The organism is Streptomyces sp. NPDC050549, from assembly GCF_040655035.1.
In the GTDB taxonomy this organism is placed as follows: Bacteria; Actinomycetota; Actinomycetes; order Streptomycetales; family Streptomycetaceae; genus Streptomyces.
In genome coordinates, this window is sequence record NZ_JBFAJD010000040.1 from 34,235 (window position 1) to 57,059 (window position 22,825).

General features: G+C 70.4%; 18 protein-coding genes and 1 tRNA gene. 3 read left to right on the forward strand and 16 right to left on the reverse strand.

Going from position 1 to position 22,825, the window contains the following annotated elements:
* Positions 1-103: 103 nt before the first annotated feature.
* Positions 104-1,591 (reverse strand): MFS transporter, encoded by a 1,488-nt coding sequence (locus AB0I51_RS38940; RefSeq protein WP_362983111.1) that lies wholly within the window; start codon positions 1,589-1,591, stop codon positions 104-106.
* Positions 1,592-1,791: 200 nt separating this feature from the next.
* Between AB0I51_RS38940 and AB0I51_RS38945 the strand changes: the two genes are divergently transcribed.
* Positions 1,792-1,863 (forward strand) — tRNA-Cys (locus AB0I51_RS38945).
* A gap of 73 nt (positions 1,864-1,936) precedes the next feature.
* Here AB0I51_RS38945 and AB0I51_RS38950 read toward each other — a convergent pair.
* Positions 1,937-2,344, reverse strand: a complete 408-nt coding sequence (locus tag AB0I51_RS38950; protein ID WP_362983112.1) for a hypothetical protein — start codon at positions 2,342-2,344, stop codon at positions 1,937-1,939.
* Between the two features lie 188 nt (positions 2,345-2,532).
* On the opposite strand from AB0I51_RS38950, the gene AB0I51_RS38955 reads away from it, so the two are divergent.
* Complete coding sequence (locus tag AB0I51_RS38955) at positions 2,533-2,919, forward strand: AQJ64_40280 family protein (protein ID WP_362983113.1); 387 nt, start codon at positions 2,533-2,535, stop codon at positions 2,917-2,919.
* A 6-nt stretch (positions 2,920-2,925) separates the two neighbouring features.
* On the opposite strand, the gene AB0I51_RS38960 is transcribed toward AB0I51_RS38955, so the two are convergent.
* The 11 genes from AB0I51_RS38960 to AB0I51_RS39010 all read right to left on the reverse strand — a co-directional run bounded on the left by AB0I51_RS38960 (position 2,926) and on the right by AB0I51_RS39010 (position 16,297).
* Complete coding sequence (locus tag AB0I51_RS38960) at positions 2,926-3,633, reverse strand: DinB family protein (protein ID WP_362983114.1); 708 nt, start codon at positions 3,631-3,633, stop codon at positions 2,926-2,928.
* A 104-nt stretch (positions 3,634-3,737) separates the two neighbouring features.
* Positions 3,738-4,913 carry an SUKH-4 family immunity protein gene (locus AB0I51_RS38965; protein ID WP_362983115.1) on the reverse strand — a complete coding sequence of 392 codons (1,176 nt, stop codon included), beginning with the start codon at positions 4,911-4,913 and terminating at the stop codon, positions 3,738-3,740.
* A gap of 419 nt (positions 4,914-5,332) precedes the next feature.
* A complete protein-coding gene (locus AB0I51_RS38970) occupies positions 5,333-7,639 on the reverse strand; it encodes a molybdopterin cofactor-binding domain-containing protein (RefSeq protein ID WP_362983116.1) in 2,307 nt (768 codons plus the stop codon).
* Entirely contained in the window at positions 7,636-9,396 is a 1,761-nt protein-coding gene (locus AB0I51_RS38975) for a 2Fe-2S iron-sulfur cluster-binding protein (RefSeq protein WP_362983117.1), read from the reverse strand. The genes AB0I51_RS38970 and AB0I51_RS38975 overlap by 4 nt, the downstream gene beginning before the upstream one ends.
* Positions 9,393-10,286 carry an FAD binding domain-containing protein gene (locus AB0I51_RS38980; RefSeq protein ID WP_362983118.1) on the reverse strand — a complete coding sequence of 298 codons (894 nt, stop codon included), beginning with the start codon at positions 10,284-10,286 and terminating at the stop codon, positions 9,393-9,395. Before AB0I51_RS38980 ends, AB0I51_RS38975 begins: the two co-directional genes overlap by 4 nt.
* Before the next feature lie 234 nt (positions 10,287-10,520).
* Complete coding sequence (locus tag AB0I51_RS38985) at positions 10,521-12,134, reverse strand: beta-N-acetylhexosaminidase (RefSeq protein ID WP_362983155.1); 1,614 nt, start codon at positions 12,132-12,134, stop codon at positions 10,521-10,523.
* Between the two features lie 10 nt (positions 12,135-12,144).
* Positions 12,145-12,990, reverse strand: a complete 846-nt coding sequence (locus AB0I51_RS38990) for a carbohydrate ABC transporter permease (protein ID WP_362983119.1) — start codon at positions 12,988-12,990, stop codon at positions 12,145-12,147.
* Positions 12,987-13,868 carry a sugar ABC transporter permease gene (locus tag AB0I51_RS38995; protein WP_362983120.1) on the reverse strand — a complete coding sequence of 294 codons (882 nt, stop codon included), beginning with the start codon at positions 13,866-13,868 and terminating at the stop codon, positions 12,987-12,989. The genes AB0I51_RS38990 and AB0I51_RS38995 overlap by 4 nt, the downstream gene beginning before the upstream one ends.
* 4 nt (positions 13,869-13,872) lie before the next feature.
* Entirely contained in the window at positions 13,873-15,168 is a 1,296-nt protein-coding gene (locus AB0I51_RS39000) for an extracellular solute-binding protein (protein ID WP_362983121.1), read from the reverse strand.
* A 236-nt stretch (positions 15,169-15,404) separates the two neighbouring features.
* Positions 15,405-15,692 (reverse strand): DUF3039 domain-containing protein, encoded by a 288-nt coding sequence (locus tag AB0I51_RS39005; RefSeq protein ID WP_026178118.1) that lies wholly within the window; start codon positions 15,690-15,692, stop codon positions 15,405-15,407.
* A gap of 29 nt (positions 15,693-15,721) precedes the next feature.
* Entirely contained in the window at positions 15,722-16,297 is a 576-nt protein-coding gene (locus tag AB0I51_RS39010) for a YqgE/AlgH family protein (protein WP_362983122.1), read from the reverse strand.
* A gap of 254 nt (positions 16,298-16,551) precedes the next feature.
* Here AB0I51_RS39010 and murA point away from each other — a divergent pair, with 254 nt between their 5' ends.
* The gene (gene murA, locus AB0I51_RS39015; protein WP_019065962.1) at positions 16,552-17,898 is read left to right on the forward strand and encodes a UDP-N-acetylglucosamine 1-carboxyvinyltransferase; all 1,347 of its coding nucleotides are present in this window, start codon (positions 16,552-16,554) and stop codon (positions 17,896-17,898) included.
* A 94-nt stretch (positions 17,899-17,992) separates the two neighbouring features.
* Here the strand turns inward: murA and AB0I51_RS39020 are convergent, their stop codons facing one another.
* The 3 genes from AB0I51_RS39020 to AB0I51_RS39030 all read right to left on the reverse strand — a co-directional run bounded on the left by AB0I51_RS39020 (position 17,993) and on the right by AB0I51_RS39030 (position 22,737).
* Complete coding sequence (locus AB0I51_RS39020; RefSeq protein WP_019056394.1) at positions 17,993-18,274, reverse strand: HU family DNA-binding protein; 282 nt, start codon at positions 18,272-18,274, stop codon at positions 17,993-17,995.
* Between the two features lie 405 nt (positions 18,275-18,679).
* Positions 18,680-20,119: an NAD-dependent malic enzyme gene (locus AB0I51_RS39025; protein WP_362983123.1), complete on the reverse strand. Its 1,440-nt coding sequence runs from the start codon at positions 20,117-20,119 to the stop codon at positions 18,680-18,682.
* A gap of 305 nt (positions 20,120-20,424) precedes the next feature.
* Positions 20,425-22,737: a UvrD-helicase domain-containing protein gene (locus AB0I51_RS39030; protein WP_362983124.1), complete on the reverse strand. Its 2,313-nt coding sequence runs from the start codon at positions 22,735-22,737 to the stop codon at positions 20,425-20,427.
* Positions 22,738-22,825 lie beyond the last annotated feature (88 nt).

Below are 22,825 nucleotides of genomic sequence, written 5' to 3' on the forward strand. Positions count from 1 at the left end.
ACGGAATGTCGCTGGAGTTCCACGCTGCGCATCGCCGCAGTTCCGCTCTGCCCATCCCCGGAATTCCCCTCGCATCTGCTCTGCGCATCGCCGGAGTTCCGCGCTACGGCTGGCTGCTCACCGCTCCTTGACGCCCGCTCGCCCGGACCCGCGTGGTCACCCACGCCCCCACCAACGCCACCCCCGCCATCGGCAGGAACACGGCGGCGAAGGCGGCCGGATGCGAGGTGCTCGTACCCGCCGAGCCGACCACATGCGTGACCGTGCCGCCGCCCAAGGCGCCGAAGGCCGCGCCCCCGATCGACAACAGCACGACATTGGACAGCCCGTCGGAGATCTGCAGCGCGGCCGAGTTGGAGCCCGCCTCCTCCGGCGCGGAGAGCTGGAGCAGCAGCACGCTGGTGGAGGACATCACCAGCCCCATCCCGAAACAACCGAACCCCCACGCCACGGCAACGATCCACACGGGAACCGTATGGATGAGGACGCTCGGAGCCGCAGCGATGGCACCGGCCACCAGCACCATCCCGAACGTCATCAGCCGCACCCGGTACGGCTCGACCCGCGCCCGCGCCTGCACCCACGACCCGAGCGCCCACGTCCCGCCGCCCGCCGCGAGCGAGAACCCGGCCAAGGTCGGCGACAGCCCCCGCTGGGTCACCAGCATCAACGGCACGAAGGACTCGGCCGAGATGAACGTCCCGGCCCCCAGCCCGCGCAACAGCACGACCGAGGGCAGCCCCCGCGCCGCCCGGTACGTACCGCGCGGCAACAGTCCGAGCACGGCCGGCACGAGCAGCGCGACGCCCGCAGCGGCCGGGACGAGCGAGAACCACCGCAGATCCTGAGCGGCGTACTGAAAGAGCCCGGCACCGAGCGAGATCCCGAGAGCGAGCCGAATACGACGCCGGTCGAAGGAGCCGGGCGGCTGCGGACCCCGCTCGGACACGGGCCCGGCAGCCCGTCGCCGTATCTGCGGCAGAGCAAGCGCGAGCGGAAAGACGACAAGCACCGGAATCCCGACGAACACCCAACGCCAGCCGAGGTGTTCGGTCACCGCGCCGGCGGCGAGCGGCCCGACGACGGACGGCACCACCCAACTCGCGGCGAACGCGGCCACGATGCCGGGCCGCAACCGCTCCGGATAGGCCCGCCCGATCACCACGTACAGAGCGACGATGACCAGCCCACCGCCCAGCCCCTGCACGGCGCGCCCCAGGATGAACACCCACATGACCTGGGCGGTCCCCGCGACCAGCAGTCCGGCCGCAAACGCCCCGATCCCGGTGGTCAACGCCCCGAGCGGCCCGCGCCGGTCCGACCACTGCCCGGCGAACACCATTCCGAACAAGCTGGTGGTGAAGTACCCGGAGAAGGCGAACGCGTACAGCGCCACCCCGTCCAGCTCCCGAGCCGCAACGGGCATGGCCGTCCCCACGGCGGTCGCCTCGAAGGCGATCAACAGCACGACGGACACGATCCCGACACTGAGCGCCCGATACGACCGCCCGAGCACCCCGCCCCGACACTCGTCGACCAGGTCAGGAGCAGCATCCGTGACATCGGCGTCACGCGGTTCGAGGACGGTCATGCGGGCCAGCGTAAGGCTCATCCTCCCGCTTGACCCCTGTCGAAGGACGGTCGGCGTCTGGGACCTTGGTCGTACGACCGGGGTCGACCGGGGGTTGCCGCTCCCCCCGTTCATGAACGGCGTATGGCAGTCCCGTTGCACGCCCGCCGACCCTCTTGTCCCGGCCCATCACCCGGCCCTACGGTCAACTCACCAAACACGGCCGTGTGCCCGAGTGGTTCAGGGACTCGCCTGCAAAGCGAGTTACGCGGGTTCGATTCCCGCCACGGCCTCAAGTGCCTGACCAGGCAAAGCGAATGGGCGGTACTCCACCTGGGGTGCCGCCCTTCTTGCGCGGCGTGGCGGCTAACCCGCGGAGCAGAGGCCGTCGGTCGGGCAGAACATCACCCACGTGGAGTTGTAGCCGGTTCGTACGGTCACGGGATTCGGTGTGGGGCCGTCGTTGATGTAGGACCCCGGGTCAGGTGTGGCGGTGAAACTCACCGTCGTTCCGACCTGGAAGCTCGCGGTGCAGGTGCCGGTCGGGTTCGGCTGCGGATCACTCGTCGCGTACGGGTCCCACGCCGACTGGTGACAGTTGATCCCGGCGGGCTGGCTGGTGATGGTTCCGCCGCCCCAGCCGTCGCTGACCCACGCGGACAGTTGAGTGGTGGACCGAGCCTGAGCCGGGGCGACGGACGCGATCGCGGCGGCCGTGACGAGTGCGGTGACGACTCCCGTCGCGCGCCAGGCGCCGTATCTGTTCTTCCTCATGGGAGGCTCCTCGGATCGAACCATGTCGACCCCCCACGGCCAGCCTATTCGCCCCCTCGGAAGTATGCGACGGGAGCGGTTGCGCGGGCTCGGTTCCTGCCACGGCCTGCAATGTCTGTATGCCTGCCTGTCGCCACGGTGGCTCAGGCAACCTTCCCAGGCGCCAAGTCGTCTTGCCCCGCATGGAGATGACGAGCCTGAGCACGCGGGTGACATGGGTCGACGCGCGGGACGCGCTGCCCTCAAGCGGCACCCCCGTGGCGGCCGCGATCACCGGGCGATATCCGGCGGACAGCGGCGCCGAGGCCGATGCCGCACTGGGTGAGGAATTCTGGCTGGTGCGGCCGATGTACTTCACCTCTCTGCACTTCGGTGCGGACGGGGCGGAGCACCGCGACTGCTTCGTCGACTCCGACGGAGTCGTCCGGCTGCCCTACGGGCTGGACAGTGCCGAGAGCGTGACCCATTGGGCCGAACTGCCCACTCTGCCGGGCGAGATGACATCGCACGCGGTTCTCGGGGAGGGTGTGCAGGCGGCTCTCCAGCGCGCTTGGAACGCTCAGCCCGGTAGCTGACTCACATCACGGCCTCGCCCGCCACAGATCCCGCAGCAGTGCGATCTCCGCCATGTGGTGGATGAACTCCAGGTTGGCTCCCGCCACGACGGCGATGTACGGGTCGTCGGGGTCGGAGCCGTACGGGTATTGCGAGAAGCCGACAGTGTCGAGTTCCTCTTCCGTCACGGTGGCTACGGCTGCCCGCCAGCGGTCGATCACCGGCCAGAACTGTTCCAGGGTCAGGGCCGCCGAGGGGCTGAAGTCGACCATCTGCTTGGGGTCCAGGCGTCGCTCGCCGAACGTCCACTCCCAGGCGCCCGCGAACTGGAAGTGCAGGTGGCCCAGGCGCCACGCGATCGTCGTGATCGGTGTCGAGTCCGGTTCCGGCTCGCCGGTGTGGGCGAGGACCTGCTCGACCCGTTCGACGCTCACGCTCCAGTCCTCGGCGATCTTGTCGACGGTCATGCCGTCGGCGGCCTGGCGGGCGACCTCGGCGTACTCGCTCGCCGGGATGTCCGGCGCGCCCAGGTCGAGGACCCACTCGCCCGGTCCGAACGCCCTCGGTGTCACCGCCTCGTTCCTGCGGCGGAGGGACCAGCAGTCGGGTGCCGGCTCCCAGAGGTACTCCTCGTCGCCGAGTCCCGTCAGCCGGACCTCGGCCATCTCCCGGGCCTTGTCGAACTGCTCCAGCAGCACGCCCAGTCGGTCGGTCCGTGTGTGGTCGGTGTCCATGTCCCGTTCCCCCTCGCCGCGTTGCGGTCAGGCGGAAGGTAGCCACTCACCTCGCATCGGCGCGAACGAATTCCGCAGCAGCCCGCATCCGCGTCCGCGTCGCTTCAGAGCACCCCGCCCGCCTCGTCCTGGAACGCCTCCGTCCAGTAGTGCGGGTGGCGTCGGCCGGCCGCTCCGGCCTGTCGGCCCGTCGGGTCCACCGTCGACAGGGTCTGGAGCATCGTCGTGGCCAACTGGTCGTATGCCTCTGCCGTCAGTTCGCCCGAGAGGTCCGCGTCGATCGCCCTCTCGCGGTGCAGCAGCCAGAGGGTGAAGGCGAGAGTGGAGACGTCCGTGTTCAGGGGAGCCAGCGTCGCTTCCGGCTCGCTCCAGGTCAGGATCTCGCCCGTGGCGCCGTCCACCACCAGGCTGTTGTCCTCGACGAGATAGCCGAGACGGATCAACTCGTCGGCACGGACGGGGAGTTCGTCGGCGGGCTCGTCCTCGTAGAACTCGGCCAGGGTCGGGAGCGGGACGTCCGTGTCCAACTGGAAGAGGAGCGCGTCCTCGGGCAGGCCCGTCTCGCGCAGGAAGCGGCGGGTCGGCTCGTGGGTGAGCGTGGCGGGGAAGTCGACCTCCTCGAAGCGGGCCACCGTGCCCTGGCCGAACTCCTGGTCCAGCAGGCGGGCCGGGATGTCGAGGGTCAGCCCCGATGTCGTGCCGGGGCCCGCGACCAGGGCCAGCGGGCGGATGAGGGCCGCCGCCTTCCAGAACGGGGGCACCTCGCCGTCCGTCTGCGACTCGAAGATCGAGAGCAGGTGGCGTGACGCCTCCACCGCCGTCTGGGCGCCGTGACGGCCCTCGTAGGAGGCGAACTGGCCGCGCAGGGAGGTCAGTTCGTCGGTGGTCGTGGTGAAGCGGGCCAGCGTTTCGACCGACGGGGCCAGCGGGCCGGCCTCCATCAGGTCCGGGCGGTCGTGGAGGAAGTACGTCGTGGCGATCTCGCCCGTCTCACCGTCCAGCAGGATCGACTCCGCCTCGCCGCCGTCGGGTCCCCAGAGCGCGCCTATCACCAACTGGTCCCGCAGCTCCTCCGCCAGCGGGTCGGGATCGCCCAGCGAGTCCGCGACCGTCCGCAGGCCCTCCCTGCGCAGCTCCTCGAACGTCAACAGGGCGCTGTCACCCGGCAGTCCGGGGCCCGTGAGCCAGCGGCGCGTGGACGCGTGCGTGATGTACGGATCGAGGTCGTCCTCGGTCAAGGTGATCGCGGTCGCCGTAGAACCGGCGTCGGTCCTGCTCATTGTTCCCCCGTGCATTGTTCCCCCGTGCGTGAATCTTCCCCGTGCGGCACCGGTGTTCCGCTGTCGTCCCCACTGCCCAGAACACTACGCGGCACCACTGACAATGGCTCTGACCAGCGAAAACACCTCACAGGGCGTGGAACATCCTTAAACGTCCCCACCCATTTCAGACGCTCAGACCACCCGTGAACGTTCCCGTCCCTCGACGATCACGTGCAGCGGCGGGTTCGGATCAGGTCGACGTACGCCGTCAACTCCACGTCCAGCACCACGTCCTGGACGACCGCCGTGGACCCGGCTCCTCGCGGCCCGACATGATCGTCCGCCGGAACACACTGCCCCCGGACGTGCGCCGCCCCCGGCAACCGCTAGGCCGGTGATGAGGACGACGCTCTCATGCACATGCTCTCCGACGCCGCCTACTGCCCGTTCGTCACGACCGCCGCCTGCGGGCGGATCGGCAGGCGGTTCACGGGGCGGCCGGTCGCGGCGCGTACGGCGGAGGCGATCGCCGCCGGGGACGTGACCACCGGTACCGCGCTGACCGCCTTCGCGCCGAAGGGGGCGACCACGTCACGTTCCTCGACGAGCTTCACGATTTTGATGTCGGGGGCGTCCAGGGCTGTGGGCAGGGCGTAGCCGGTGAGGTCGGGGTGGCGGATCAACCCGCGCGCGGTACGCAGGTTTTCCGTCAACGCGATGCCTACGCCCTGAGTCACACCGCCCTCGATACGGGCGACCAGCTGGGTCGGGTTCAGGATGCGGCCGACGTCCTGGGCGAGGGCGAGTTCGACGACCCGAACGGAGCCGAGTTCGATGTCGACGTCGACCACCGCGCGGATCGCGCAGAACGCGAGGCCTACGAAGGCGTCGCCCTGACCGGCGTCGTCCAGGGGTTCGGTCGGGTGGGGGCGGCACTGGGCCGTGGCCCACAGTTCCTTGCCGTCCAGGGCCTCCGTGACGGTCGTCGAGAGGACGCCGTCGTACGACGTGATCTTGCCGTCGGTGATCTGGAGGAGTTCGGTGGACATGCCGAACTTGTGCGCCAGGGGCTGCAGGAGCTGGGTGCGGACCATTTTCGCGGCGCGCTCGACGGCGCCGCCCGAGACCCAGGTGTGCCGGCCGCGGCAGCCGGGGCCGGCGGGAGGCTGATCGGTGTCCACGGGGGCGACGTGGACCTCGTCGATGCCCAGGGTCTCCTGGACGATCTGGCGGGCGAGGGTGGTGAAGCCCTGGCCGGTCTCGACGGCCGCGCACAGGACGGTCGCGATGCCGTCGTGGACCTTCACCGTGGCCGTGGAGACCTCGTCGGCGCCCTCCGCGCCGAGCATGTGGACCATGCCGAGGCCGTAGCCGACGCCCCGGCGCACCGCACCAGGTTCGCCCGCGCCCTCGGGGCCGCCGGGCAGCAGCCACTCGTCCTCGGGGGTGTCCTTCGGGAGCTGCGGCAGCGGGAAGTCCCGTACGGCCTGGAGGAGTTCGGCGACCGGTGCCGGGCAGGTCACCGTCTGGCCGGTGGGGAGGACGTCCCCGGTCGCCATGGCGTTGCGCAGGCGCAGTTCGGCCGGGTCCATGGCGAGCTTCTTGGCGAGCTTGTCCATCTGCGCCTCGTAGGCGGCACAGACCTGCATGGCGCCCTCGCCGCGCACATGCCCGGAGGGCGGGTTGTTGGTGCGGACGGCCCAGCCCTCGATGAAGGCGTTCGGGACGACGTAGGGGCCGCAGGCGAAGGAGACGGCGGCGGCCAGGGCTTCCGAGGAGGTGTCGGCGTACGCGCCCGCGTCCAGGAGTACCTGGGCCTCGACCTTCACCAGGCGGCCGTCCTCGTCGGCGTGGTGGCGGTAGCGCAGGAGCGTGGGGTGGCGGTGGGTGTGGCCGAGGAAGGACTCCTCGCGCGTGGCGGTGAGTTTGACCGGGCAGCCGGTCTTCAACGCGAGCAGCCCGAGCGGGAGCTGGAAGCCCTGGTCCTCGCGGTCGGCGGTGGCCCCGGGGACGCCGGTGACGACGACCTTCACGCGGTCGGGCTCCAGGCCGTAGCAGGCGGCGGCCGTGTCGCGGTCGGTGTGCGGGTCCGTGGAGGCGATGTACAGCTCGACGCCGCCGTCCGGGCGGGGCACGGCGAGGCCGGCCTCGGCGCCGATGGGGGCGGGGTCCTGGCGGCCGATGCGGTACAGGCCCTCGACGACGATGTCGCCGGCCGCGTCCGGGTCGCCGTGGCGCAACGGGATGTGCCGGATCAGGTTGCCGTCGGGGTGCAGCGGTTCGGCCTCGAAAGCCTGCTCGGGGTCGGTCACCGGGTCGAGTACCTCGTACTCGACCATGATGGCGGCGGCGGCCATCCGCGCGGTGTCCGGGTGATCGGCGGCGACGGCGGCGATGGGCTCCCCGTGGTGGCGCACCACTTCGGAGGCGAACACCGGGCGGTCGGCGGTGCCCCGGCCGTAGCGGTCCCTGCCGGGCACGTCCTCGTGGGTGATGACGGCCCGTACGCCGGGCATGTCGCGCGCGTGGGACGTGTCGACGGACACGATCCGCGCGTGCGGGTGCGGTGAGCGCAGGACGGCCGCCCACAGGAGGCCCTCGGCCCACAGGTCGGCCGCGTACGGGAAGGTGCCCTCGGTCTTGGCGCGGGCGTCGGCGGCCGGGAGCGAGGCGCCCAGACCGTGGCCCGGATGCTCCGGGGCGGGCGCGGCCTCCGTGGTCGCGGTGGCGGCTTCGTTGCTCACGCCTGACCTCCGTCCTGGCCGTACACCTGGTCCTGCGTGCGCGGGGACTCGAACGCCGACTGGTGGACCCCACCGCCCCCGGGACCCGCCTGATGGGGAATACGCGCCTCGTCGCCGTCCGACTCAGGTTCGGCGGCAGCGGCGTGCGCCTCGCGTTCGGCGACGACTTCCTGCACGGCGTCCAGGACGCCCCGGTAGCCGGAGCAGCGGCACAGGTTGCCGCACAGGGCCTGGCGCGCCTCCAGTTCGGTGGGCGCGGGGTTGCCCTCCAGGAGATCGTGCACGGTCATCGCCATGCCGGGCACGCAGAAGCCGCACTGCACGGCACCGCACTTGGCGAGCGCCCGCTGCACGTCGGAGGGCTGCCCCTCGACGGCGAGACCCTCGACCGTACGGACCTCGGAGCCGGCGGCGGTGACGGCGGGCACCAGGCAGGAGGCGACGAGCCGTCCGTCGACCTGGACGTTGCAGGCCCCGCACTCGCCCTGGGAGCAGCCGTCCTTGGCGCCCGCGAGGCCGAGGCGTTCGCGCAGCACGTAGAGCAGTGACTCGCCGATCCAGGCGTCGGTGACGGGCCGGTCGGCGCCGTTGACGCGCAACACGTAGGAGGCGAGCGGGTGTTCGTCGCCGGGGAGCTTCGGGCCGGACTCGGCTGTCTCGTCCGGCGCGTCGGCGTCCGCGGCCGTCACGGGCGCCTCAGCGGCCTCCGGGGCGGTTTCGGCACCGTCGGACGCGTCGGCCGCCGCGGACGGCTCAGCGGGCCTCTCAGCGGCCCCCTCGGCCCCTTCGGCATCGCCGTCCGCCGTGCCGTTCTCGTCGGCCGACTGCGGGTCGGCCGCGGCACGTTCGGTTGAGGCGTCGTCGTGGCGGTCGCCGCGCGCGTCCCCGTAGGGGTCGGTGGCGGCCTCGGTGCGGGCGTGCGCGTACGGGTCGTTGCCCTGGGGTTCCCCGTACGGCCGGCGGGTCGCGTCGGCGGACGGTCGGGGGGCCGCCCGCTCCGACACCTCGTCGGCCGGGTGTGCCACACCGCGGCCGTCGGTGTCCGTCGCCGGGTGTGCCGTGCCCCGGCCGTCGGTGCCGCTCGCGGGGTATGCCGTGCCCCGCCCGTCGGTGCCCGTCGCCGGGTAGGCCGCACCGCGGCCGTCGGTGTGCTCGGCCGGGTGCGCGTCGGGCTGTCCGGGCCGCTCCGTGACGCCCGTGCCGGACGCCTGCTGTGCCCAGTTCTGGCCCGCGCCGTCCGTCGCCCAGGGCGCGGGCGCGCCGCCGGGCAGGGTGGCGGGCGGGGTGCCACCCCACTGCTCGACCAGGGCGGAGGTGGTGAACTCGCCCGATTCGTCCGGGAGATCACCCCCGGCGACGGGGATCGACCACTCCCCGGTCACGTCGTGACCGGGCGCGGCGCCCGCGTCCGGGACGTTGGTGTCCTGGAAGGTCCACTGGCCGGTGGCCCCGGGGTGGTAGGCGAACTGGTCGCCCCCGGCCGTCCCCTGCTGCGGTACGGCGTTCGGGTCGGGCCACTGGACGCCCTCTGCGGGCACGGCCCAGGAGCCGGTGCCCGAAGGGTCGGCGTCCGGGGCGGGGCCGGCCGCTATGGGCGGCGGCACATAGCCGTGGCCCGGGGCGGCGAGCAGGGCGTCGATGCCCCCTTCGGGGAGTTTCACGAAGGCCGTGGCGCCGTCGTCGTAGTCGCCCTGGGGCAGCGGGTCCCAGCGTCCGCCGCCCTGGGGGGTGCCCTCTCCGTGCTGGTCGTCGGTCACGACAGCGCCCTCCCGAGTGCTCGTCGGGCAAGTGCGGCGACGGTGCGCCGCAGGTGCAGTACCGCGGGCGGAAGCTGTTCCACGGAGCCGTCCTCGGCCGGGGCCGGGTCGGGGATGCAGGCCGCGGCGACGTACTCCCCGAAGGCGGTCAGCGCCTCGGGGACGATCGCGCGGCCGTTGTCCCAGTCGATCAGCTGGGCGACCCACTGCTCGGCGTCCAGGGGTCTGAGCGGCATCGGCGCTATGGCGCCGACGGCGCACCTGACACCGCGCCTGGCGGGGTCGAGGACGACCGCGACGGACGCGACCGAGCGCCCGGGTCCGGTCCGGCCGGTCGCCTTCAGGAAGACCTGCGGGGCATGCAGCAGGGGCACGCGCACGAAGCCGATGAGTTCGCCGCCGCGCAGCATCTCGACGCCGGCCAGGAGGTGCGACACCGGGATCTCCCGGCGGGCTCCGCCCGGGCCCGCGATGATCAGCGTCGCCTCCAGGGCGGCCAGTACGGGCAGCGCGTCCCCGGTGGGCGCGGCCGAGGCGATGTTGCCGCCCAGGGTGCCCGCGTTGCGGATCTGCGGCGGGCCCGCGGCGCGCGCGGAGGCCGCGAGCGCCGGGATGAGGGCGGCGAAGTCGGGGCGGCCCATGCGGGCGTGCGTGAGGCCCGCGCCGAGGAGCGCGTGGCCGTCCTGGTACTGCCAGCCGCGGATCTCGCTGATCCGCCCGAGACCGACCAGTGCGCTGGGCCTCAGCTGGCCAGAGTTGACGGCCGCCATGAGGTCGGTGCCGCCGGCCACGGGAACGGCCGTGGGCAGGGCCGTGAGCGCCGCCACGGCCTCGTCCAGCGTTGTGGGCAGCGTGACGGACTGCCCCGCCTGCGGTGCGTGCGTGGTCAAACCGGCTGCCCCTTCCCGCTGCCCCACCTGGTCCCACCTGTTGCTGCCGTACGGTACGTGCTGACAGGGCGGACGTGGCAACTCTGGCACATCTTCGCAAGACCCGAACGCGGGGGTCCGCTAGGAGGCATTCGCCCACCTCATCAGCGAGATGGTCCGTTTTGTTACGGCATCACCGGTACGCTGGAATTGCTACTCATCGGTGACTCCTGGGGGCTTTTTCCCTTCCGCGTTCTAGGCGTTCGGAGGCGGGCCGTCCTTGGGGCGTCCGAGCACTCCGGGGCGGCGCTGCCACGGCAGGGGTCCGGTGGGCGGGCGGTAGGCGACACCCAGGGCGTCGAGTCGCGGATAGTGGGCGGTCATCCGGCGCTCGAAGTCGGCGAAGTCCCGTTCCGGGGGCGCCGGAAGGGCGCTCCAGGCGACCTCGGCGAACGCGGCCAGCCTGGGGAACGTCTGGTAGTCCACGCGCGCGTGATCCTCCATCACCTCGGTCCACACGTTGGCCTGAGCGCCCAGCACATGACGTGCCTCGGTCTCGGTGAGCTGCGAGGGAACGGGCTCGAATCGGTAGACGTCCTCCAGGGTGCGCACATGGGCGATCGGCACCGGCTCGTCCTCGCCGGCGTCCTGCCGCCAGTCCAAGTACACGTGCTGTTCAGGGCACATGACGACGTCGTGGCCCGCGCGGGCGGCGGTGATCCCGCCCTCGTAGCCGCGCCAGGACGACACGACGGCCCCGTCCGCGAGACCGCCCTCCAGGATCTCGTCCCAGCCGACGAGCCTTCTCCCGCGCGCGGAGAGCCACTTGTCGAAGTGCCCGATGAACCACGCCTGCAACTCGTCCTCGTCCGCGAGCCCGAGTTCCTTGATGCGCGCCTGCGCGGTGGGCGACTGCCTCCACTGGTCCTTGGGGCATTCGTCGCCGCCGACGTGAATGAACTCCGAGGGGAACAGGTCGAGGAGTTCCTCGAACACCCCCTCGTAGAAGCGCAGGGTGTTGTCAGTGGGGGCGAGTACGTTCGGGTTGATGCCCCAGGTGTCCCAGACGGAGAGGGAGTTGGTGTCGATGACGTCGGTGTTGCCGAGTTCCGGATACGCGGCGATGGCGGCCTGCGAGTGTCCCGGTACGTCGATTTCGGGGACCACGGTGATATGCCGCTCGGCGGCGTAGGCGACGATCTCGCGGATGTCGTCCTGGGTGTAGTAGCCGCCGTGGGGCTTGTCGTCCCACAGGGGTGAGGCACGGTGGCCGAATTTCGTGCGGGCCCGCCAGGAGCCGATCTCGGTCAGCTTCGGGTACCGCTTGATCTGTACGCGCCAGCCCTGGTCGTCCGTCAGATGGAAGTGGAAGACGTTGAGTTTGTGCGCCGCCATCAGATCCAGGTAGCGCAGGACGCCTTCCTTGGGCATGAAGTGCCGGGCGACGTCGAGCATGAGGCCGCGCCAGCGGAAGCGGGGAGAGTCCTGAACGTGGATCAGGGGCAACCGCCATTCCCGGCCGGGCAGCGGGGCGCGCCGGAAGGCGTCCGGGCCGAGCAGTTGACGTAGCGTCTGAGCGCCCCAGAAGAGCCCCGCTGGGCCGCCGCCGACGACGTGAACGGTGTGGGACAGGACCATCAGGCGGTAGCCCTCCGGGCCGAGGTCCTTGGTCACCACGGGGTGGATGTACAGCTGGATGCCGTTTTCGGGCGAGTCCCCCGGGGCCAGCGAAAAGCCGGTGGCCGCTCCGAGCGCCCCGCGCAGCCAGCGCTCACTCGCCCCGGCACCCTCGCCGGCCACCAGGCGTGTGTCGGGTCCGAGTTCGAAGTGCCCCCGGTAGGTGTGGGTGTACCGGGGCAGCGGAATCACATCGGTCACTTCAATCCTTAACCGCTCCGCCCAGCCCCGAGACCAGACGTCGCTGTACGAGTACGAAGAACACCAGCACCGGAATCGTCATCACCGTGGAGGCCGCCATGACCCCGCCCCAGTCAGGATCGTCCGGCTTGTAGAAGACGAGGAGGGCCATCGGCAGGGTCGACTGGGAAGTGTCGCTGATGATGAAGGACTTGGCGAAGAGGAAGTCGTTCCAGGCCGAGATGAAAGAAAACACGCTCGTGGCGACCAGACCCGGGAAGACGAGCGGGAAAAGGATCTGCCACAGGAATCGCGTCCGGCTCGCCCCGTCGATGTACGCGGCCTCCTCCAGCGCGTCCGGTACGGCTTTCACGAACCCCCGCAGCATCCAGATCGCGAACGGCAGCGAGAAGGCGATCTGGGGCAGGATCAGGGACCCCAGGGTGTTCAGCAGACCGAGGCCCCGCATGGTGAAGAACAGCGGGATCGTCAGCGCTTCCACGGGCACCATCTGGGCCACCAGGAACATGATCAGGAGGGTGGTCCGGAAGCGGAACCGGAATCGGGTCACGGCGGTCGCGGCGAGAAAGGCGATCAGTGCCGAGACGATGACCACCGTGCCCGCCACGGCAAGGCTGTTGACGAAGTAGCGGCCGAATTCCTGCTGCCCGAAGACCCGTCGGAAGGAGTCCAGGGAGGGCGCGAGCGTCCACGGCCGGGGCTCGCTCGACTCGATTTCCCCGGCCGGTTTGAAGGCGCTGAGCACCATCCAATAGAGGGGGAACGCGACCACGACCGCGATCAGCAGCGCCGAGGCCTCGGCCGCCAGCCGCCAGGGGCGCCGTACAAAACCGCGTAGCGGACTCACAGTTCCTCCCCCTGCCTGCGCAGCAGTCGCAGATAGACCAGCGTGACGGCGAGCAGCATCAGCAGCATGACGACGCCGATCGCCGAGCCGAGGCTGTACTTCGAGGACGCGAACGCCTGTTGGTAGGCGTACACGTTCAGGACCAGGTTCTGGCCCGCGATGCCGCCGCCGTTGGTCATGACGTAGATCTGGGTGAAGACCTTGAAGTCCCAGATGACGGACTGGATGGTGACGACGGTCAGAATCGGGCGGAGCATCGGCGTGAGGATCGACCGCCAGATGCGCCACTGGGAGGCGCCGTCCAGGGCGGCGGCCTCCAGGACCTCGGAGGGCACGGCGCGAATGCCGGCGTAGACCGTCACCATCACGAACGGGAAGGAGCACCACACCACTTCGAGCAGGACGAGGAAGAACGCGCTGAGGCGCCCGTACGTCCAGGAGTGGTCACCGAGGCCCAGGACGCGGTTCACGGGGCCGAAGTCCGGGTCGAACAGCAGCAGCCAGACAGTCGAACCCGTCACCGCGGGTGTCGCCCACGCCCCCAGCGCGGCCAGCATCAGCACGAGTCGGGGCACGGCGCGCACGCGGGTGAGCAGCACGGCGAGGGCGCAGCCGACCGCGAGCGTCGAGACCACGCACGCCCCCGCGAACAGCACGGTCGACAGCAGCACCTGCCAGAACTGGCTGTCGGAGAACAACTCCGCGTAGTTCCCGAACCCCTTGAAGGTGGTCGGCTCCCCACCACTGACCTGGGCCTGGGTGTACTGGAAGAACGAGATCAGGCCGAGCTGGTAGATGGGGTAGACGAGCAGACCGCCGAGGACGACCAGGGCGGGGGCGAGATGGAGCCAGGGGGTCCACGTCGTTCGCGTACGCATCCGCTCAACCCGCGGAGCTGAACGCGGAGTTCATCTTCTTCGCCGCGTCCTTCGAAGCCGCAGCCACACTCTTCTTCCCGCTGATGACCTCCTGCAGCATCGTCGGCAGCACGAGCGAGGAGTCGATCTCGGACCAACCCGGCGACGCGGGAACGAACTTCGTCCCGGCGGCCAGCGTCTCCACGAACGGCTTCTCGAACGGCACCTTCGCGGCGGCGGCGTCGCGGACGTCCGTGAACGTCGGCAGGAAGCCCATCGCGTCGAACATGGAGGTCTGCGTCGCCTTCGAGGTGAGCTGTTCCATCAGGTCGACCGCGAGCGTGCGGTGCGAAGTGCTCTTCAGGACACCGATGTTGTTGCCGCCGGCGAACGCGGGGGCGACCGAGCCGGAGGCGACGCCCGGCAGCGGTACGACCGCGTACTTGCCCTTGACCTTGCCGGCCTCGACCGCGCTGTGGCTGAAGTCGCCGCCGATCGCCATGCCCGCCTTGCCGGCCGCGAACGCGGTGATCGTGTCGTTGCCGCCCATGACCGCGCACTTGGCGGCGGGACAGTTGTCGCCGGTGAAGAGCGAGGTGTAGGCCTTGATGCCCTTCTGGGCGGCGGCGCTGTCGATCGCGGAGGTGTACGTGCCGCCCTTGGCGGTGGCGAGTTCACCGCCGTTGGCCCAGACGAAGGGCATCGCGCCGTAGGTGTAGGCGCCGCCGACGACGAGGCCGTAGAGGTCGGACTTCGCCTTGTGGATCTTCCGGGCGGTGGACGCCAACTCGGCCATTGTCTCCGGGGGTTGGAGGCCGAGGTCCTTGAAGACGTCGGTGCGGTAGTACAGGGCGCGGACGCCGACGTAGAACGGGGAGCCGTAGAGCTTGCCGTCGACCGTGACGGACTGCTTCGCGGTGGGGTCGGTGTCCTTGGACTCGCTCCAGGCGCCGAACTCCTCGGTGACGTCGAGGAGTCCGCCGTCCTTCACATAGCCGGCCGTGTCGGTGTTGCCGTACTCCATGACGTCGGGCGCGGACTTCGGGTCGTTGAACGCGGCCTTGACGCGCTGGGCCCGGGTGTCGATCGGGATGTACTCGACGTCGACCTTGGTGCCCTTGTGGGCCTTCTCGAAAGCGGCCACCACGGAGTCGACGACCTTCGCCTTCGGGTCGTTTCCGACCTCCTGGAAGAGCCACACCCGCAGGGTGCCGCTCTGGTCGTCCTTGTCCGAGGACGCGTTGTCGGAGGTCTGGGGCGCGCAGCCCGCCACGACAGCGGCGGCGGCCAGGAGTACGGCGAATCTGGGGGCGAGCTTCATGGAGCGTTCCTCCGGGAATCCGGGCGTGCGTTGCAACATATGCAATGGGCGTTTCGCTCTGCACAACACCACGGAGATTAAGGAGTAGATGAACGCGGCCACAAGAGGTCTCAACCACTTCGTGACACGCGAAAGACCGCCGAAAAACCGTCGAAACACGCAAAAGGCCCTCGGGGCGCGCCGAAGCGCGCCCCGAGGGCCTTACGAAGTCCTACGAAGTCAGACCGGCCGAACGGCTACTTGTCGCCGCCCTTGCCCTTGTCGCCGTCCCCGCCGGAGCCCATGGACTCGTAGATCTCCTTGCACATGGGACACACCGGGTACTTCTTCGGGTCGCGGCCCGGAACCCAGACCTTCCCGCACAACGCCACCACAGGAGTGCCGTCCAGGGCGCTCGCCATGATCTTGTCCTTCTGGACGTAATGGGCGAAGCGCTCATGGTCCCCGTCACCGTGCGACACCTGGGGCGTCGGCTCTACGAGGGTCCCCGTACCAGTCCCGCGCTCGGGCTCAAGAGTGCTCATACGGCCAAGGGTACTGAAGCCAACCGGCATCAGTTCAGCGAAGGGTCGTCCGGATAGGTCGCCACCATCGCGAGCTCGCTGCGCTGGCGGCGCAGCACCGCGCGCCAGAGCCGTTCCGGGGACGGCGAGGAGACGTCACCGGGCTCCGACTCGACGACGTACCAGGCGCCGTCCACGAGTTCGTCCTCCAGCTGGCCGGGCCCCCAGCCGGCGTACCCGGCGAAGATTCTCAGTGAGCCGAGCGCCGAGGCCAGCAGTTCCGGCGGGGCCTCCAGGTCGACGAGGCCGATCGCGCCGTGCACCCGCCGCCAGCCGAGCGGGGCGCGCTCGCCGGCCGACGCGCCGCCCGGGATGACGGCGACGCCGAGGGCCGAGTCCAACTGCACCGGGCCGCCCTGGAAGACGACTCCCGGTTCGCCGGCGAGATCCGCCCAGCCCTCCAGGATGTCGCCGACGTCCACAGGGGTGGGCCGGTTGAGGACGACACCGAGGGAGCCCTCCTCGTCGTGGTCGAGAAGGAGCACCACCGCGCGGTCGAAGTTCGGGTCCGCCAGGGCGGGTGTTGCCACGAGCAACCGCCCTGTGAGCGAGGACACCTCGGTCATGCCAGACATGATCCCGCATCTTCCCCGTGATGGGGGAGGCAATGCGGGTACCTGAGTGAACGCAGCTCAGGGCGCACCGAAGCGTCCGACGCGCACATCCCCCGTCCGGTGACCCCATGTGCCCGATTGAGAACGGTTCGTGTTGTGACACAGCTATGACGTGGCTGAGGGGTCCTCGGGCTTTCTGAAGGGGGGTGGGCGGCCATTACGCTTACGACTTCGGCCCCTGCCCAACTCCACGGAACGCGAGATTCATGACCGTCAACGGCTCAGACGACGTACTGCTTGTCCACGGCGGAACCCCGCTGGAGGGCGAGATCCGTGTCCGCGGTGCGAAGAACCTCGTACCCAAGGCCATGGTCGCCGCCCTGCTGGGCAGTGAGCCAAGTCGACTGCGCAACGTACCGGACATCCGAGACGTTCGGGTCGTACGCGGACTGCTGCAACTGCACGGGGTGACGGTCCGTCCGGGTGAGGAGCCGGGCGAGCTGGTGCTCGATCCGTCGCACGTCGAGAGCGCCAACGTCGCCGACATCGATGCCCACGCGGGTTCGTCGCGCATCCCGATCCTGTTCTGCGGCCCGCTGCTGCACCGGCTCGGGCACGCGTTCATCCCGGGGCTCGGCGGCTGCGACATCGGCGGCCGGCCGATCGACTTCCACTTCGAGGTGCTGCGGCAGTTCGGCGCGAAGATCGAGAAGCGGGCGGACGGCCAGTATCTGGAGGCCCCGCAGCGGCTGCGCGGCACGAAGATCAAGCTGCCGTACCCGTCCGTCGGCGCGACCGAGCAGGTGCTGCTGACCGCGGTGTTGGCGGAGGGCGTCACCGAACTCGCCAATGCGGCCGTGGAACCGGAGATCGAGGACCTCATCTGCGTACTGCAGAAGATGGGCGCGATCATCGCCATGGACACCGACCGCACGATCCGCATCACCGGCGTGGACTCGCTCGGCGGCTACACCCACGCGGCCCTCCCGGACCGCCTGGAGGCCGCGTCGTGGGCGTCCGCGGCGCTGGCGACCGAGGGCAACATCTACGTCCGGGGCGCGCAGCAGCGCTCGATGATGACGTTCCTCAACACCTACCGGAAGGTGGGCGGTGCCTTCGCGATCGACGACGAGGGCATCCGCTTCTGGCACCCCGGCGGGCAGTTGAAGTCCATCGCACTCGAAACGGACGTTCACCCGGGCTTCCAGACGGACTGGCAGCAGCCGCTCGTCGTCGCCCTCACACAGGCGACCGGCCTCTCCATCGTCCACGAGACGGTCTACGAGTCCCGCCTCGGCTTCACCTCGGCGCTCAACCAGATGGGCGCGCACATCCAGCTCTACCGCGAGTGCCTCGGCGGTTCGCACTGCCGCTTCGGCCAGCGCAACTTCCTCCACTCGGCGGTCGTCTCGGGCCCGACCCGCCTCCAGGGCGCCGACCTGGTCATCCCCGACCTCCGCGGCGGCTTCTCGTACCTCATCGCGGCGCTGGCGGCCCAGGGCACGTCCCGCGTGCACGGCATCGACCTCATCAACCGCGGCTACGAGAACTTCATGGAGAAGCTGGTCGAGCTGGGTGCGAAGGTCGAACTCCCGGGCAAGGCCCTGGGATAAGCGTCCGCACGACGATGGGGCGGCCACCCTCCCGGGTGGCCGCCCCATTCGCGTTACTGAGCCTCGTACGCAATCCCGTCGCGTACGCGAAGGCCTACTTGCCCTTGGCGGCTTCCTTGAGCTTGCTGCCCGCGGACACCTTGACGCTGTAACCGGCGGGGATGTTGATGGGGTCGCCGGTCTGCGGGTTGCGCGCGGTGCGAGCGGCACGGTGGGTGCGCTCGAAGGTCAGGAAGCCGGGGATGGTGACCTTCTCGTCGCCCTTGGAGACGATCTCGCCGACGGTCTCGGCGAACGCGGCCAGAACGGCGTCGGCGTCCTTGCGGGTCACCTCGGCACGGTCGGCCAGCGCGGCCACCAGCTCACTGCGGTTCATGTTGTTACTCCCGTGTTCTTCTTGCCGTTGAGGCGTGCCACGCGGCGGAGCCGCATACCGGGCACGGTGAAGCCGATGCTGCCAGGGTCCTCGGTGAGTCCCCGGACCCGGGTCCGTCGTCCAGACCCTCGCGCCCGAAGACGCATCCTGCCCCTACCTGCGGCGGGAAAGCCAATCCGGCACCCGTAGGAGTCGCGAGAACACCCTTGGGAGTCACACGAAGAGCGCCACTGCATCAGCGTGGTGACGCTCCGTCGGCTCCCGGCAGCGAGGGCCGGGCCCGGAAAGGCCCGAAGCCTGGCCGCCACGATAAACGGCCGCCCAGGGCCCGGGGTTCCGCGACGCGCCGATGTACGGGCGGCCGTGGCGATCCTCACAGCCGCCGCACACACATCGCCCGACGGGCTACGTCGCGGAGGGCGTGGCGGAGGGCGCAGCCGCTCCCGCGGCCTTCGCGGCCTCGCGGACCGCGCCGGCCACCGCGCCGGCGACCTTGTCGTTGAAGACGCTGGGGATGATGTAGTTCGCGTTCAGCTCGTCCTCTGACACGACGTTCGCGAGTGCGGTCGCCGCGGCGAGCATCATCTCGGTGTTGACGGTGCGGGACTGCGCGTCGAGCAGACCGCGGAAGACACCCGGGAAGACCAGCACGTTGTTGATCTGGTTCGGGAAGTCCGAGCGGCCGGTGGCCACAACAGCGGCCGTCTGACGGGCGATCGTCGGGTCGACCTCGGGGTCCGGGTTCGCGAGCGCGAACACGATGGCGCCGTCGGCCATCGCGGCCACGTCGTCGCCGTCCAGGACGTTCGGGGCGGAGACGCCCACGAAGACGTCGGCGCCGCGCACGGCCTCCTTCAGGGTGCCGGTGAGGCCTTCGGGGTTGGTGTTGTCGGCGATCCAGCGCAGCGGCGAGTCGGCCTTGGCGTCCACCAGGTCCTCGCGGTCGGCGTGCACGACACCGTGGATGTCGGCGACGACCGCGTTCTTGACACCGGCGGCGAGCAGCAGCTTGAGGATGGCCGTACCGGCCGCGCCCGCGCCGGACATGACGACCCGGATGTCACCGATGCCCTTGCCGGCCACCCGCAGCGCGTTGGTCAGCGCGGCGAGGACCACGATCGCGGTGCCGTGCTGGTCGTCGTGGAAGACGGGGATGTCGAGGGCCTCGCGCAGCCGGGCCTCGATCTCGAAGCAGCGCGGCGCGGAGATGTCCTCCAGGTTGATGCCGGCGAAGCCCGGGGCGATCGCCTTGACGATCTCGACGATCGCGTCCGTGTCCTGGGTGTCCAGGCACAGCGGCCAGGCGTCGATGCCGGCGAACCGCTTGAACAGGGCCGCCTTGCCCTCCATGACCGGCAGCGCGGCCTTGGGGCCGATGTTGCCGAGGCCGAGCACGGCCGAGCCGTCCGTGACGACCGCGACGGAGTTGCGCTTGATGGTGAGGCGGCGCGCGTCCTCGGGGTTCTCCGCGATCGCCATGCACACGCGGGCGACGCCCGGGGTGTAGATCATGGAGAGGTCGTCACGGTTGCGGATCGGGTGCTTGGACTGCATCTCGATCTTGCCGCCGAGGTGCATGAGGAACGTACGGTCGGAGACCTTGCCGAGGGTGACGCCCTCGATGCCGCGCAGCTGCTGGACGATCTCGTCGGCGTGGGCGGTGGAGGACGCCGCGATGGTGACGTCGATGCGGAGCTTCTCGTGGCCGGAGGCGGTCACGTCGAGGCCGGTCACCGAGCCTCCGTGGGACTCCACGGCCGTGGTGATCTGCGAGACCGCCGTTCCGCTGGCGGGCACCTCCAGACGGACCGTGATCGAGTAGGAGACGCTGGGCGCCGTAGCCATGGCCGACTTCCTCTGCTTTCACCGTTGAGCTGAGTACGCGCTCCGATGGTCGCACCTACTGCCCGGTAGGCGTTAGCCGCCCCCGATTGCGAACGTTTTGTTCGCAAGAAAAAGAGGCCCCCGTCACGGAGGCCTCTTTCACGATCAATGACACCGACCCGCCATGCTCGCCTCGCGGCAAGTGGTCGCTCGTAGCGACGAAGGTTGGGCCCGGGGGCTTGGATCGGGCCGGTGTCACAACCAGGCTAACAAACAGATCCCGTAAGACCATTCCCATCCCGAGAGTTCATAGGAAGCACCCTCGATCAGTCCCTGAGAAGATCCGGCACCCCGTTCGCGTCCGGCTCGTCCCGTTCGGCGGAGACGACCGTGAGCTGCTGGGTCGCGCGGGTGAGGGCGACGTAGAGGACCCGCAGGCCGGCCGGTGACTCGTCGGCGATCTCCGCGGGCGATACGACGACGGTCGCGTCGTATTCGAGCCCCTTGGCCTCCAGGCTGCCGAGGGCCACCACGCGATCCCCGAGCCCGGCGAGCCAGCGGCGGGCCTCCTCGCGGCGGTTCATCGCGACGACCACGCCGACCGTGCCGTCCACCTGGTCGAGCAGCCGGGCGGCCTCCGCGCGGACCGACTCCGACAGCGAGTTCCGTACGACGGCGAAGCGTGGTCGTACGCCCGTCGAGCGGACCGCGGACGGGGACTCGGAGCCCGGCATCGCGAGGGCCAGGACCTTGGCCGCCAGCTCGGCGATCTCGGCCGGGTTGCGGTAGTTGACGGTCAGGGTGAAGCGGCGGCGGGGGCGGGAGCCGAGGGCCTCGTCGCGGGCCTCGGCGGCCTCGGCGGGGTCGGACCAGGAGGACTGGGCCGGGTCGCCTACGACCGTCCAGGTGGCGTGCTTGCCGCGGCGGCCGACCATGCGCCACTGCATCGGGGTGAGGTCCTGGGCCTCGTCCACGATGACGTGCGCGTACTCCACGCGCTCCTGGGCGAGCCGCTCGGCCCGTTCGCGCTGCGTCTCCTCGCGTACGGGCATCAGCTCTTCGAGACCGGTGAGCTGGTCCAGCGGGTCCAGGTCACGCCGCTTGCGGGGGCGGGCCGGGGTGCCGAGGATCGCCTGGAGTTCGTCGAGGATCGCCACGTCGTGGACGGAGAGACCGTCCCGCTTCAGGGCGCGGGCGGTCCTGCGGACCTCGCCGGGGTTGAGGATGCGGCGGGCCCAGCGGCCGAGTCTGCGCTCGTCGGACATCGCCTCCAGGACGGCGCGCGGGGTGAGTTCGGGCCACCAGGCGTCGAGAAACGCGATGAACTCGTCCTCGCTCGCGACGTCCTCGTCGAAGGAGGAGCGCAGTTCGGCGGCGAGTTCGGGGTCGGTGTGCCGGTCGGCCGAGCCGGAGCGCTCCCACAGGGCGTCCAGGAGGAGCTTGCGGGCGCGCGGGCGCAGCATGTTGACCGGGGCCGTACCGCTGAGGGCGTTCTGCCGGACGCGCTCCAGGTCGGCGGCCTCCAGTTCGAGCCGGCGGCCGAAGGCGACGACCCGCAGCCGGGCCGGTGACTCGTTCGCTTCGAGGGCGCCGCGCGCGGCCTTCCGCAGGACGCGGAGCATGCGGTACGAGCCCTTGGTGCGGGCGACGGCCGGGGAGTCGTACAGGGTGGCCTCGGCGCCGTCGACGAGCGAGCCGATGGCCCGGATGGCGACCTGGCCCTCCTCGCCGAGGGACGGCAGGACGCCCTCGGTGTACGCGACCAGCAGCGGGGTGGGCGAGACGATGAGGATGCCGCCCGCGTAGCGGCGCCGGTCCTGGTAGAGGAGGTAGGCGGCGCGGTGCAGCGCGACGGCCGTCTTCCCCGTCCCCGGGCCGCCCTCGACGTACGTCACCGAGGCGGCGGGGGCGCGGATCACCAGGTCCTGTTCGGCCTGGATGGAGGCCACGATGTCGCGCATGGTGTGGCTGCGGGCCTGGCCGAGCGCGGCCATCAGGGCGCCGTCGCCGATGACGGCCAGCTTGTCGCCGTCGAGGAAGGCGGTCAGCTCGGGGCGCATGAGGTCGTCCTCGACACCGAGGACCCGGCGGCCCTTGGAGCGGATGACCCGGCGCCGTACGACGCGGCCGGGGTCGACCGGGGTCGAGCGGTAGAACGGGGCGGCGGCGGGCGCCCGCCAGTCGATGACCAGGGGCGCGTACTCGGTGTCGAGGACTCCGATGCGGCCGATGTGCAGGGTTTCGGCGATGTCGGCCGTGTTGTCGTCGCGCACGGAGCCGTCGGCGGGTTCGACGGCGGTGTAGGCGCCGTCGGGCCCCTTCTGGCCGTCCTTGCCGAGCAGCAGGTCGATCCTGCCGAAGAGGAAGTCCTCGAACTCGTTGTTGAGCCGGTTGAGGTGGATACCGGCGCGGAACACCTGCGCGTCGCGTTCGGCGAGCGCGCCGGGTGTGCCGACCTGGCCGCGCTTGGCGGCGTCGTTCATGAGGAACTCGGCCTCGCGGATCTTCTCCTCAAGACGCCGGTACACCCGGTCCAGGTGTGCCTGTTCGCCGCTGATCTCCCGGTCCCGTAGCGAATCCTGGGCGGATTTGTCGGACACCGCATCGAGCGCGGTCTCCTGTTGAGCCTGTGCGGCCACCGGGCCCCCTTCTGACGTGCTGGGCAGCCGTCAACCGTACGCGAAGGGGGGCCGCCGAGGCGAGGGGCCCGCCCGGCGGATCCTGACA